The sequence below is a fragment of the Actinobacillus capsulatus DSM 19761 genome (genome assembly GCF_000374285.1).
Taxonomy (GTDB): Bacteria; Pseudomonadota; Gammaproteobacteria; order Enterobacterales; family Pasteurellaceae; genus Actinobacillus; species Actinobacillus capsulatus.
This window is the reverse complement of the sequence record NZ_KB893935.1, coordinates 100,582-114,729: the sequence shown is the minus strand read 5'-3', so window position 1 is coordinate 114,729 and position 14,148 is coordinate 100,582. Positions and strand designations below refer to the sequence as shown.

The window sequence follows — 14,148 nt, the reverse complement described above, 5'->3', positions numbered from 1 at the left end:
TTTTGTAAAAATATAGAAAAATTAGACCGCTTAGTCTTATAGACCATACGCAAACGTTTACCTAAACTCAAAACAACAACACCACTGTTTCCAGTGGTGTTGTTTGCTTAAAAGTGTAACGCTTACATTACCGCTCCGCCGATACCGATAAATAAACCGGCAATCGCTGCACTCATTAAGTTAGAGAGTGTACCTGCAATGACTGCTTTAACCCCCATACGAGCAACATCACCACGACGGCTTGGTGCCATACCACCTAAACCACCGATTAAGATTGCGATTGAGCTTAAGTTTGCAAAACCGCATAGTGAGAAGGTGATGATTGCAATTGTTTTTGGACTTAATGCAACGGCTGCTTCAGGTTTTAAGTAATTCACGAAATCAGCATAAGCTACGAATTCATTTAAAATTAATTTCTGACCGATTAATGAACCTGCAACTTGAGATTCTGCCCCCCAAGGTACACCGATTAACCATGCTAAAGGTTGGAACACATAACCGAACAGTGATTGTAATGTCACGTTTTCATAACCGATAAGTGAAGAAACGCCACCGATAAAACCGTTAAGCATTGCAATTAATGCGATAAATGCTAATAACATTGCACCTACATTCATTGCTAATTGCATACCTGAGAATGCACCAACCGCTGCTGCTTCAATTACGTTAGACGGTTTTTCGTCAATGTCATCTGCGCTTAATTCATCTTTAAACTGTTCTGATTGAGGATGAAGAATCTTAGCAAATAATAAACCACCCGGTGCTGCCATAAATGACGCTGCAATTAAATACGGTAGTGGTACGCCCATGCCCGCATAACCAATCATTACTGCGCCAGCAACTGATGCTAAACCACCACACATTACTGCGAATAACTCAGAATTAGTCATTGATTTAATATAAGGTTTTACTAAAAGAGGTGCTTCTGTTTGACCAACAAAGATATTTGCCGCCGCAGACATAGATTCTGATTTTGATGTACCTAATACTTTTTGTAACGCACCACCAAGGATACGAATGACAATCTGCATGATACCTAAATAGTAAAGGACAGAAATGAGAGATGAGAAGAAAATAATCGGAGGAAGAACTTTTAATGCGAAAACGAAACCGCCGCCGCCAAATACTTCAAACATTTTATCGCTTACTAAGCCACCAAATAAGAAGCTGATACCATCGTTACCATAACTAATAACTTTACTTACACCTTCTGCTGCCGCTAATAAGCCTTTACGACCCGTTTCCCAATAAAGGATTACCGCACCAATCCCGACTTGTAGAATTAATGCACCTAATACTGTACGAAAACTAATTGCCTTACGGTTATTTGATAATGCAAACGCAATAAGCAGGAGTACAACAATACCTAAGATACTATTTAACGCACCCATTTGAAAAAACCTCAAAAGTAAAAGGAATGAAAACATCATTTCAAAAGAAAATGACATGTAAAAAAGTTACGCCACTATACCTTTTTTTACATAAAAAATCTCTAAAATTTTATTGTTAAACGCACGAGATTTTAAATTTGAGAGGTAAATCACGTTCTCTGAATTTCAGATACTATACATCCCCTTACATTTTGAACAAAAAAGCCATCTTAATTTTACTAAGAACTAAGATGGCTTTTTTACTTAAGCAGTAAGTTGAATAACCTCTTTGACTAACTTACCGATTTCATCCCAATTCTTCGCTTGAATCAAGGATTTCTCCACAAACCAAGAACCACCACATGCCACAATATTCGGAATCGCTAAATATTCTTTAATATTGCTCGGACTAATACCACCGGTCGGCATAATTTGCAAGTTACCATAAGGACCCAGTAAGGCTTTAATCATTTTCACCCCTCCACTCGCTTCTGCCGGGAAGAATTTGACCGCTTCAATACCTAATGCCAATGCTGCTTCAATTGACATCGGGTTATTCACACCCGGGGTAATTGGAAAGTCTAAATCTTGGCAAAGTTTCACGATAGTCGGATTTAATCCCGGTGTTACTACAAAATCCGCACCAGCATTTTTCGCTTTAACGACTTGTTCTGCCGTTAATACCGTACCGGCAGCAATTAATACTTCCGGATAGTGCTGACGGACTAAACGAATCGCTTCTTCTGCGGCTGCCGAACGGAACGTAATCTCTGCAACCGGCAAGCCGTTTTCCGATAAGGTTTTCACTAACGGTAAAATATCTTCCGCTTGTTCTACCGCAATTACCGGCACCACTTTTAGTTGGCGGAGTTTTTCAATAATTTGAGTTGTTGTGTATTTCATTCTCTTTTTCCTTACTACATTACGACATCGCATTAAACTCAGCAAAGAGATGCGCAGTTGCCGATTTCTCAATAATCGCCCCTTGATGCTGAATCACAATGCCTGCTAATTGATTACCTTGACGACAACACACCTCTAACGGTTTACCTTGTAAATAACCGGCTAAGAATCCGGCATTGAAGGAATCGCCTGCTGAGGTCGTATCCACCACCTGCTCTACTGGCTGAGTCGGTACGAAAGTTTGCTGTTGATGTTCGCACACCACCGCACCACGACTGCCTTGTTTGACAATGATTTTAGGAATCCCATATGCCGATAAACGCATGATTGTCTGTTGCTCATCGGTATCCTGCCATAACATCGCTTCATCATCGAATGTTACTAAAGCGACATCGACTAACGGTAATAAAGCTTGATAACAGGATTGTGCCTGCTCAACGCTTTCCCATAGCTTCGGACGAAAATTACTGTCAAAAGCAATTTCTACACCGGCTTGTTTTAATTTCACTAAATAGGTAATCAATAACTTTCGATCATTTTCAGGCAGGATCGCTAAAGAAATGCCACTTAAATAAATCATATCTACCGAATCTAGCTCACTTAATACTTGAGGGAAATTCGGATGTTGCAATAAATAACGAGCTGCCGATTGATTACGCCAATATAAGAAAGTCCGTTCTCCTTGCTCATCTAATTGAATTAAATATAAGCCCGGCGAACGCTGTTCGTCTTTTAAAACCCATTGGGTATCAATGCCGTCCGCCTGCCAATAAGCTAACATCCCTTGGCTTAATTTATCTGTCCCTAAGGCAGATACATAATACACTTGAATCTGTTCGGAAGTGGATACTCGTGCCAAATAGGTCGCTGTATTGAGCGTATCACCGCCATAAGTCTGACGCATCTGCCCAAACGGCTCTCCATTCAGCTCTATCATACACTCCCCTAAAAGGGCTATTTTTTTCATCTGTTTTACCGATTATTTGAAATAAGTTTTTGCATTATGGTAACAAATGTTTTTGACCATATTACCTAATAACTCAATATCATTAGGAGCCTCACCTTTTTCCACCCAAGTGCCAATCATTTCACATAAAATACGGCGGAAATATTCATGACGAGTATAAGAAAGGAAACTTCTTGAGTCTGTAAGCATGCCTACAAATTGGCTTAGTAAGCCTAATTGTGAAAGCTGTTGTAATTGCCTTTCCATTCCGTCTTTTTGGTCGTTAAACCACCAACCTGACCCGAACTGAATTTTCCCTGCAATACCGCCTGTTTGGAAATTTCCAATCATCGAAGCAATCATTTCGTTATCACGAGGATTTAAGCAATACAAAATTGTTTTTGGTAATTGGTTAGTTTGATCCATAGCATCTAATAGATGGGAAAGTTGTGAAGCATAGGTAAGATCAGCGATTGAATCAAAACCAGAATCCGCACCAAGTAATTTAAACATCCTTGTGTTATTGTTACGTAAAGCGCCAATATGCAGTTGCATTACCCAATTACGTTTACAATATTCTGAAGCTAGCCATACTAAAACGGCAGTTGTAAATTGAGCTGTTTCTTGCTCTGAAAGCGGTTTATTTCCTAGTCTTTTTTGCAAAATTTGATCTAAATCTGCTTCATCGGGAATAGATGCAAATCGTAAGACTTCAATCCCATGATCCGCAGATTTACAGCCGTGTAAATCAAAATGTTCAATTCGTTTTAGTAACGCTTTCTTCAAATCAGCAAATGAATTAATTTCAATATCGCTCACATTGCCGAGTTGCTCTATATAATCATTAAAAGCAGGTAATTCGATTTTAAATGCTTTATCTGGTCTAAAACTTGGAATAACTTCAATATCAAAATTCGGATCATCTTTAATTATTTTATGATATTCCAAGCTATCAATAGGATCATCTGTTGTACCAGATAATTTGACATTCATTTGTTGCATAATGCCACGAGCAGAAAATTCGGGTTGTTGGAGCATTTCATTACATTCATCCCAAATTTGCTTTTCTGTTTTCGGACTAAATAAGATATTGGTTAACAAAAATGGACGACGTAACTCTAAATGCGTCCAATGATAAATCGGATTACCAATACATTGTGGAACAGTTTTTGCCCATGCTTGATATTTTTCATAATTGCTGGCATTACCGGTAATTAAGTTTTCACTAACGCCAGCAGAACGCATTGCTCTCCATTTATAATGATCGCCTTCTAGCCAAATTTCGGAAAGATCTTTAAATTGTCGATTTTCAGCAATTTCTTTTGGCGAAAGATGGCAGTGATAATCAAATATAGGCTGCTCTTTCGCATAATTATGATATAGCTTACGAGCAATATCATTGGATAACAGAAAATCTTCACACATAAATTGTTTCATGATTTATCTCCTATACCCCACTGTATGCAGAGAAACCGCCATCAATCGGTAGCACCACACCATTAATAAAACTTGCGTATTCTTCATCCATTAAGAATAAAATTCCGCCCATTAATTCATTAGCTTCGCCAAAACGTCCCATTGGGGTATTAGTGAGAATTTTATTTGCTCTTGGGCTTGGATTTCCTTGCTCATCAAATAATAAAGTACGATTTTGGTTACTAACTAAAAAGCCTGGAGCAATGGCATTACAACGAATACCTACATGAGAAAAATATACTGCTAACCATTGTGTAAAATTGCTAATTGCTGCTTTTGCACCTGAATATGCTGGAATTTTTGTTAATGGAGTGTAAGCATTCATACTTGAGATATTAATGATATTTGCTCCTTTCTTGCCAATCATATCTTTAGCAAAGACTTGGGTTGGTAATAACGTTCCTAAGTAATTCAAGTTAAAAACAAATTCAATGCCTGATTTATCTAATGAGAAGAAAGATTTTGTAGTGTCCGGTAAATTCAGTTCATGAAACTCATTATCTGTTGTTGCTTTAGGGTTATTACCTCCCGCACCATTAATCAAAATATCACAAGTCCCAAAATCTTGGGCGATTAAATCACGCGTAGATTTGATACTATCTAAATCTAAAACATCAGTTTTATAGGCTTTCGCAATATAGCCTTCTTGGTTGATTTCATTTACATAATTTTGTGCAGCTTCCAAATTAATATCTAATAATGCAACTTTCGCTCCGGTTTTTGCAATTTCCTTAGCAAAATAAGCACATAGCACACCACCAGCACCTGTAATAACAACAACTTTATCTTTAAAATTATGATTTCTTGCTAATGTCATTTCTCAATTCTCCCGAACATAATTTGTAAAAAACAGAGGGCGTGCTCACTCACGCCCGAAGGTAACAATTATCTTGCAGCATCGATTTTTTTAACAAACGGACCAATTACAGTATCTGCAAGTGCTTTATCGTGCATTGGTTTTACAGCATCAACAAACGGCTGTTTATCAACTTTTACAAATTCAACACTGAGTGTTTCTTTTGCTTTCTTCACTTCTTCAGCAGTCATTTTTGACCAAAGTTCTTTATGGCTCATCATTGAATTATCCGCAGCTTGTTTTACTGTTGTTTGTTGTTCAGGAGTTAATTTTGCCCAAGATTTTTCACTGATTAATAAAACATCCGGAATAATTGTATGCTCATCTTCACTGAAGAATTTAGATACTTCACCGTGTCGCATTAACGTCAATGCCGTCGGATTATTTTCAGCTGCATCCACAACCCCTTGCTGTAATGCAGTATAAAGCTCACCAAATGCTAACGGAGTAGGAGATGCTCCCATTAATTTCACCATTTCTAACGCACTCGGACTTGGTTGAACACGTACTTTTAAGCCTTTCAAGTCAGCAGGTGTTTTAATTGGTTTTGATGCATAAAAACTACGAGAGCCTGCATCATAATAAGTTAAACCAATAAAGCCTTTTCCTTTTGTTGACTCTAAAATTTTTCCACCGATTTCAGGATCTTTTAATACTTTGTAATAGTGTTCGCTATCTTTAAATAAGTAAGGAACATTAAATGCACCATATACAGGCTCAAAAGCTTCCAATTCACTCGCATTTGATTTTGCCATATCTAACGAACCTGCTTGGATCAATTCCATTGATTCACGTTGATTACCTAATTGGCTGTTTGGATAAATACGAATAACAACTTCACCGTTAGTTAATTTTTTAACTTCATCTGCCATATTTTGCATAGAGATATGAACCGGATGGGTTTTATCATTATTATGACTTAGTTTTAGTGTTGTTTTTGCTGAAGCTGATAATGAAACAGTAGCAGCTAATAAACTGCTAATCGCAATTGCTAAGGCACTTCTTTTTGTGAACATATTTGAGTTCTCCATCGTGAATGATATGAAAATAGAAATAACACTATATCTAGATAAAATTATTTCCCGCAAATAATGTTAGACCAATTAACAAAACTGTTCTAGCCAATTTAATTAAATCTGTGATAAATCTCACAAAACTCACAAAAAAAACTGTTTAAACATCAAAAATAGAGTATATTTGGTTTACCAATTTTGATAAAACATCAAAATCAGTCGTATTTTATTATCTTTTTTAGGAGAAACTTATGGTTCGGTTCATATCTTTACTTGATCGCATCTTAGCCACATTTTGTGTTGTTTTATGTATCGGACTTGTTATTTCTGTTGTATGGCAAGTATTCTCTCGTTATGTTTTAAATGATCCCAGTACGGTAACTGATGAGTTAGCCCGATTTCTATTTATTTGGGTCGGACTTATCGGTGCGGCTTACGGATTAGGAAAGAAAAAACATTTAGCAATAGATTTATTGTTAATGAAATTAGAAACCAGTCCAAAAAAATACCTTTTACTCCAATTTGTTATCAATGCAATTAGTATTTTCTTCGTCAGTATCATTATGTGTTATGGTGGTGGACGTTTAGTCTTAGATACAATTGCTGCCGGACAAATATCTCCCGTTTTAGGGATTCAAATGGGGCTTATTTATCTCGCCTTACCTGTAAGTGGATTCTTTATGCTCGTATTTCTAATGAGAGATGTATTCACTGATATTTATAAACTTTCAGCTCTACATTAAGGAGTCTATTTATGGAATGGACAACGATTATCACATTAGCCGGTAGCTTCTTCTTTTTTCTTGCTATTGGTGTACCAATTTCGTTTGCTATTGGTGTATCTTCATTTTTAACTATTTTATTAGCTATCCCTTTTGATTCCGCTATTGCCGTTATTTCTCAAAAAATGGCATCCGGTCTAGATAGCTTTTCTTTACTCGCTATCCCATTCTTCATTCTTGCGGGTAATATTATGAACCGAGGTGGGATTGCTATTCGATTAATCGAATTTGCTAAAGTATTAGGCGGTCGCTTACCAGGTTCTCTTGCTCATGTAAATGTATTAGCAAATATGATGTTCGGTTCTATTTCAGGATCTGCCGTTGCAGCTGCAGCGGCTGTGGGCGGAACAATGGCTCCGTTACAAAAGAAAGAGGGATATGCTCCGACATTTTCAGCAGCGGTAAATATTACTTCTTCTCCGACAGGTTTATTAATTCCACCAAGTAATACCTTCATTGTTTACTCATTAATCTCAGGCGGTACATCTATCGGTGCTTTATTCTTAGCCGGATATATTCCCGGTATTTTAATGGGCTTAGGTATTATGGTTATGGCATATTTCTTTGCTAAAAAACATAAATATCCTGTATCTCCAAAGCCAACACTTAAAGAAGTAACACACCGTACATTAGATGCTTTACCGAGTTTAGGGCTAGTTATTGTCATTATTGGCGGTATTATCGGAGGGATCTTTACTGCAACTGAAGCCTCTGCAATAGCGGTCGTTTATACATTAATTCTTTCAATGATTATCTATAAAGAAATTACTTTAAAAGAATTACCGTCTATCATTCTTGATGCAATGGTTACCACATCGATCGTGTTATTACTAATTGGAGCTTCAATGGGTATGTCTTGGGCAATGGCAAATGCAGATATTCCTTACACAATTAGTGATGCCTTATTTGGTATTTCTGATAATCCGATTGTGATTCTATTAATTATCAATGTTATCTTACTTATTGTTGGTACATTCATGGATATGACTCCGGCATTATTGATTTTCACACCAATCTTTTTACCTATCGTAACTGAATTAGGAATGGATCCCGTTCACTTCGGTATCTTAATGGCATTTAACTTATCTATCGGTATTTGTACACCTCCAGTCGGTTCAACATTATTTGTCGGTTGCTCCGTTGCAGGTGTAAAAATTGATAAAGTCATCAAACCGTTATTACCATTTTATGCCGTATTAATCGTAACCTTATTTATGGTCACTTTCGTTCCTCAATTAAGTTTATGGTTACCACAAATGTTATTAGGTTATTAATATAAGGAATTGATAATGAAAACATTAAACTTAATAAAGTTTCTAAAAGAAGAAAATAATCGAATTGATATCGAATGTGAACGTGATTATTTATTACATATTTTTGTTTTGGAAAAAGATATTATCCGTGTTGCATTTAGTAAAAATTATCAATTCAAATTAGATAGAACATGGGCTATTACTCCACATCAAGAGGATATTAATTGGTCAGGTAGAAACCGTTTTTTAACGGATGGTTTTTCATTACCTAATTATCAATTAGAAATAAATGATAATGTTATTGAAATTGCTACGGATTTATTAAAACTTCGTATACGTAAACCATTATATTTAGAATGGCAATATAAAGTTAATAATAGTTGGCAACCTTTAAGTCAAGATAGAAAAACCGGTGCTTATTTATTTAGTACGGACGACAGCAAAATTAGCCATTATATCGAACGGAATGCTTCGGAGAATTATTATGGCTTAGGCGAAAAATCAGGAAATCTAAATAGAAAAGGTCGCCGCTTTGAAATGCGTAATCTTGATGCTATGGGGTATAATGCAGAAACAACAGATCCGCTTTATAAGCATATCCCATTCTATATTACTCGTAAACATGATGTCAGTTTTGGTATCTACTATGATAACTTAGCCTCGTGTTGGTTCGACTTAGGTAACGAATTAGATAACTATCACATTGCATATAAAAGTTATCGTGCAGAAGATGGTGATCTAGATTACTACGTTATTCTTGGTCCTACTGTGCTTGATGTTACTAAAAAATATACAGCATTAACTGGTGGTACAATCTTCGGTCCTAAATGGAGCTTAGGTTATAGCGGTTCTACAATGAGTTATACCGATGCCTCTGATGCTCAAGAACAGTTAAAAAAATTTGTAGATTTATGTGCTGAATATGATATTCCGTGTGATTCATTCCAATTATCATCGGGTTATACTTCTATCGGTAATAAACGATATGTGTTTAATTGGAACTACGATAAAGTCCCGGATCCTAATGCAATGTCAGCTTATTTTCATCAAGCAGGTATGCATTTAGCTGCCAATGTAAAACCTTGTTTACTCCAAGATCATCCTCGTTATGAAGAAGTAAAAAACTTAGGTCTATTTATCCAAGATTCTGAATTTAACCTGCCGGAACATTCGGTATTCTGGGATGACGAAGGTTCGCATTTAGACTTCACTAATCCGAAAACTATCGAATGGTGGAAACAAAATGTAACTAAACAACTTCTAGAATATGGTATTGATGCAACTTGGAACGATAATAATGAATACGAAGTTTGGGATGGTAATGCAAAATGTGTCGGTTTCGGCAAAGAAATTCCGATTAAACTTATTCGTCCGTTACAACCGTTATTAATGATGAAATCTTCCTACGAAGCACAACGTGAATTTGCTCCTAATTTACGTCCGTATCTAATTTCTCGCTCAGGAAGTCCGGGCATGAATCGTTATGTACAAACTTGGTCGGGAGATAATAGAACCAGTTGGAATACCTTACGTTACAACATTCGTATGGGGCTTGGTATGAGTTTATCTGGTTTATATAACTTAGGCCATGATGTCGGTGGTTTCTCCGGAAATAAGCCTGAACCAGAATTGTTTGTTCGCTGGGTTCAAAATGGTGTAATGCACCCTCGTTTTACCATTCATTCTTGGAATGACGATAAAACAGTTAACGAGCCTTGGATGTATCCCGAAGTCACTCATATTATTAGAGATACAATTAAACTTCGTTATCGTTTAATGCCTTATCTCTACAATATTTTTTGGAAAGCCCATAATGAACTAGAGCCGATGTTACGTCCAACATTCCTAGATCATGAACACGATGTAAATACCTTCGAAGAAAATGACGATTATCTTTTAGGTAAAGATTTACTTGTTGCATCTGTAGTAGAAGCAGGGCAACGTAAACGAGAAGTTTATTTACCGAAAAATAATGTGGGTTGGTATGATTTTTATGATCGTACGTATTACCTCGATGGGCAAACGATTATGGCAGATGCGCCTCTTGAGAAAATCCCACTCTTTGTAAAAGCAGGTACAATCATTCCGATGTCAGCAAGAGAAGCTTATGTAAATTCTCAAAACGATACCTATAGAGAGCTTATGGTTTTCCCATTTATAAAAGAGGGTGAAGCAATAAATACGATTTACGATGATGACGGAGACAGTTTCGAATATCGTAATAATGAGTATTTACAATTAATGGTAAAATTACGTTGTACAGATACGAGTGTCTATATCAATATCCATAAACAAGGTAATTGGATTCCGTCTTACAAAGAACTAAAAATAACCCTTCTAAATGATGAAAAAAGACAACTTATCGTAAACGGTAATATTTTCATAGAAGGTCAGTTATTTTCACTAAATGATATTCCTAAAGAGAGTTAAAAATGACAACAAATGCAGATTTACGTTCATATAAAAAAATTGGTTCAATTTTAAAACAAGAATTAATTGACGGTGTTTACCAAGTCGGTGAACGATTGCCTCCTGAACGAGATCTTGCAGAAAAATTAAATGTAAGCCGAACAGTCATTCGTGAAGCAATCATTATGTTGGAATTGGAAAATCTAGTTTCCGTTCGGAAAGGTTCTGGTGTTTATGTTATCCGTCAACCACTCTCCGAAGCACAGAATGATGCCATTTATGAATATGAAGATGTTGGTCCATTCGAATTACTACAGGCTAGACAGCTATTAGAAAGTAGTATTGCCGAATTTGCTGCTATTCAAGCGAATAGAAATGACGTATTAAGATTAAAAGAAATTTTGAATCAAGAACGCATTACTCTAGAACAAAATGATGAAGACTATTCCGCTGATGAAGAATTCCATAGTGCTATTGCTGAAATTACACAAAATGAAGTGTTGATCAAAATGCAAAAGGAATTATGGAAATACCGAACAAATTCAATGTGGAAAGGCTTACACACACATATTAGTGATCAAAAATATCGTCGTAAATGGCTAAAAGATCACGAAAATATTTTAAATAGCATTCAACGTAAAGACCCTGCTCTTGCTAAAAAAGCAATGTGGCAACATTTAGAAAACGTTAAACAAAAACTATTCGAATTATCCGATATAGAAGATCCTAATTTTGACGGTTTTTTATTTAATGTGAATCCTGTTGCTGTCGGTCTTTAAACCATAATTAAGATTAAGGAGTTTCTTATGGAACAAGCATGGCGTTGGTATGGTCCTAATGACCCGGTATCCCTTTCTGATGTTCGTCAAGCTGGTGCAACCAGCATTGTAACGGCTTTACACCATATTCCGAACGGACAAATTTGGACGGTAGAAGAAATACAAAAACGCAAAGATATTATTGAAGCGGCCGGATTAGTATGGTCCGTTGTGGAAAGTGTACCGGTACACGAAGAAATAAAAACTCAGACAGGAAATTATCAAGAGTGGATTGATAACTATAAACAAACTCTGCGTAATCTCGCTGATTGTGGCATTGATACGGTATGTTATAACTTTATGCCTGTTTTAGATTGGACTCGTACGGATTTGGCTTACGAAGTAGCTGACGGTTCAAAAGCACTTCGCTTTGATCATATTGCGTTTGCCGCCTTTGAATTACATATTTTAAAACGTCCGGATGCAGAAAATACTTATACTGAATCAGAACGTCAACAGGCAAAAGCCTATTTTGATAATATGACCGATGAAGATATTGCAACGCTAACAAAAAATATCATTGCCGGCTTGCCAGGTGCTGAAGAAGGCTATACGTTAGAAGAGTTTCAAGCACAGCTAGATCGTTACAATGGAATTACTCCGGAAATTTTCCGCACTCACTTAGCTTATTTCCTCAATGAAATTATTCCGGTTGCTCAAGAAGTTGGGGTTAAGATGGCGGTTCATCCTGATGATCCTCCTCGCCCGATTTTAGGATTACCACGTATTATTTCTACAATTGAAGATATGCAATGGTACGTCGATACTCAACCATTATCGGCAAACGGTTTTACTATGTGTACAGGCTCTTATGGTGTTCGTCCTGATAATGATCTTGTAGAGATGACAAAACGCTTTGCTGACCGGATCTACTTTGCTCACTTACGTGCGACTCAACGAGAAGAAAACCCGTTAAGTTTCCACGAGGCAGATCATTTAGCTGGTGATGTTGATATGTTCGGAGTTGTTAAAACCTTATTGGATGAAGAATACCGTCGTAAAGCTAACGGAGATTCACGTTTAATCCCTATGCGTCCGGATCATGGGCATCAAATGTTAGATGACCTCCATAAAAAAACTAATCCGGGATATTCAGCTATCGGACGTTTACGTGGTTTAGCCGAGTTCCGTGGGTTAGAACTTGCATTGAAAAAAGTTTATTTTGAAAAATAATTTTAGTTAATTTAAGCCTAACGAGATATAAAATATTTCATTAGGCTTTTTTATTGGAAGTATACTATGCTTAGAAAATATCGAGGCGAAATTATTTTATTTTGGTGACGTTAATTACTGCGTCAGGATGGTTTTTCTCTAAATTTTCATTAGTTGAATTTCCTCCAATCGAATTTATTGGAGCAAGATTTTTCTTAGCATTTTTAATTTTTCTACCCCTTGCTTATAAAAAATTAAGAATACTCTCTAGTCGACAAATTATTAGTGCTTGTTCTGTTGGACTATGCTATACAATCTATCTGATACTATGGTTATTAGGCTTAATGCACAGCGAATATTTCGGTGAAGGAGCATTTATTATGATTCTTGAACCGGTTTGGACCTTATTACTTGGTATCATCATCTTAGAGGAACAACTCAATTGGTTAAAAGCAATGGAATGTTTTTTTGTCCTCTGTGCCCTAATCATTTATCGTTTCCCCTTCTCTCGGTTTAGCTCCTCTAAAAACATCTATAGTACTAAGAAAAACTAACATCTTGACAATAAATCACTATATGCTATGAATACTTAATATAAGCGGTCTAATTCCGCAAAATTTTTACCAAAATTGGGAGAAACATATGACGAACATTCGAGAAATTTATTTGGCCGGCGGGTGCTTTTGGGGGACCGAAGCATTTATGCAACGCATTAATGGCGTGATTGATGCACAATCAGGTTATGCAAACGGCAATACTGAAAACCCGACTTATCAAGAAGTGTGTGCCGGTAGCGGTCATGCGGAAGTGGTCAAAGTAACTTATGATGCGAATAAAATCAGCTTAGCAAAATTACTAGATTACTATTTTAAAGTGATTGATCCGGTGAGTGTGAATCAACAAGGAGAGGATAAAGGAATTCAATATCGTACCGGGATTTATTATGTTGATGCGCAGGATATTCCGATTATCAATCAAGCGCTTGCCGATTTACAAGCACAATATGCAGAGCCGCTTGCGGTAGAAAATACGAAACTTGAACATTATTTCCCAGCGGAAGAATATCATCAAGATTATTTAGATAAGAACCCGAACGGTTATTGCCATATTGATTTACAATTAATGAATGAGATTCTACGTAATCAATAAAAAATTAAGGCGTATCATTCG

At 36.5% G+C, this 14,148-nt stretch carries 13 protein-coding genes; 7 read left to right on the top strand and 6 right to left on the bottom strand.

Features of this window, described 5'->3' with window-relative positions; genetic code table 11:
* Positions 1-122: 122 nt before the first annotated feature.
* From C228_RS0105485 to C228_RS0105460, 6 genes are all read right to left on the bottom strand, one after another.
* Positions 123-1,391 carry a NupC/NupG family nucleoside CNT transporter gene (locus C228_RS0105485; protein WP_018651680.1) on the bottom strand — a complete coding sequence of 423 codons (1,269 nt, stop codon included), beginning with the start codon at positions 1,389-1,391 and terminating at the stop codon, positions 123-125.
* A 243-nt stretch (positions 1,392-1,634) separates the two neighbouring features.
* A complete protein-coding gene (locus C228_RS0105480; RefSeq protein ID WP_018651679.1) occupies positions 1,635-2,273 on the bottom strand; it encodes a bifunctional 4-hydroxy-2-oxoglutarate aldolase/2-dehydro-3-deoxy-phosphogluconate aldolase in 639 nt (212 codons plus the stop codon).
* 19 nt (positions 2,274-2,292) lie between these two features.
* Entirely contained in the window at positions 2,293-3,240 is a 948-nt protein-coding gene (locus C228_RS0105475) for a sugar kinase (RefSeq protein ID WP_081618465.1), read from the bottom strand.
* Positions 3,241-3,252: 12 nt separating this feature from the next.
* Positions 3,253-4,656, bottom strand: a complete 1,404-nt coding sequence (uxaC, locus tag C228_RS0105470) for a glucuronate isomerase (RefSeq protein WP_018651677.1) — start codon at positions 4,654-4,656, stop codon at positions 3,253-3,255.
* Between the two features lie 10 nt (positions 4,657-4,666).
* The gene (locus C228_RS0105465; protein ID WP_018651676.1) at positions 4,667-5,512 is read right to left on the bottom strand and encodes an SDR family oxidoreductase; all 846 of its coding nucleotides are present in this window, start codon (positions 5,510-5,512) and stop codon (positions 4,667-4,669) included.
* 68 nt (positions 5,513-5,580) lie between these two features.
* Positions 5,581-6,567 (bottom strand): TRAP transporter substrate-binding protein, encoded by a 987-nt coding sequence (locus C228_RS0105460; protein ID WP_018651675.1) that lies wholly within the window; start codon positions 6,565-6,567, stop codon positions 5,581-5,583.
* 248 nt (positions 6,568-6,815) lie between these two features.
* On the opposite strand from C228_RS0105460, the gene C228_RS0105455 reads away from it, so the two are divergent.
* The 7 genes from C228_RS0105455 to msrA all read left to right on the top strand — a co-directional run bounded on the left by C228_RS0105455 (position 6,816) and on the right by msrA (position 14,127).
* Positions 6,816-7,307: a TRAP transporter small permease gene (locus C228_RS0105455; RefSeq protein ID WP_018651674.1), complete on the top strand. Its 492-nt coding sequence runs from the start codon at positions 6,816-6,818 to the stop codon at positions 7,305-7,307.
* A gap of 11 nt (positions 7,308-7,318) precedes the next feature.
* On the top strand, positions 7,319-8,620 hold the full coding sequence (locus C228_RS0105450) for a TRAP transporter large permease (protein WP_018651673.1): 1,302 nt from the start codon (positions 7,319-7,321) through the stop codon (positions 8,618-8,620).
* A gap of 15 nt (positions 8,621-8,635) precedes the next feature.
* The gene (locus C228_RS0105445) at positions 8,636-11,029 is read left to right on the top strand and encodes a glycoside hydrolase family 31 protein (RefSeq protein ID WP_018651672.1); all 2,394 of its coding nucleotides are present in this window, start codon (positions 8,636-8,638) and stop codon (positions 11,027-11,029) included.
* A 2-nt stretch (positions 11,030-11,031) separates the two neighbouring features.
* Positions 11,032-11,787 carry an FCD domain-containing protein gene (locus C228_RS0105440; protein WP_018651671.1) on the top strand — a complete coding sequence of 252 codons (756 nt, stop codon included), beginning with the start codon at positions 11,032-11,034 and terminating at the stop codon, positions 11,785-11,787.
* Positions 11,788-11,814: 27 nt separating this feature from the next.
* A complete protein-coding gene (uxuA, locus tag C228_RS0105435; protein WP_018651670.1) occupies positions 11,815-12,999 on the top strand; it encodes a mannonate dehydratase in 1,185 nt (394 codons plus the stop codon).
* A gap of 104 nt (positions 13,000-13,103) precedes the next feature.
* Entirely contained in the window at positions 13,104-13,532 is a 429-nt protein-coding gene (locus C228_RS14070) for an EamA family transporter (RefSeq protein ID WP_245552750.1), read from the top strand.
* A gap of 88 nt (positions 13,533-13,620) precedes the next feature.
* Entirely contained in the window at positions 13,621-14,127 is a 507-nt protein-coding gene (msrA, locus tag C228_RS0105425; RefSeq protein ID WP_018651668.1) for a peptide-methionine (S)-S-oxide reductase MsrA, read from the top strand.
* The last annotated feature ends 21 nt before the right edge of the window (positions 14,128-14,148 follow it).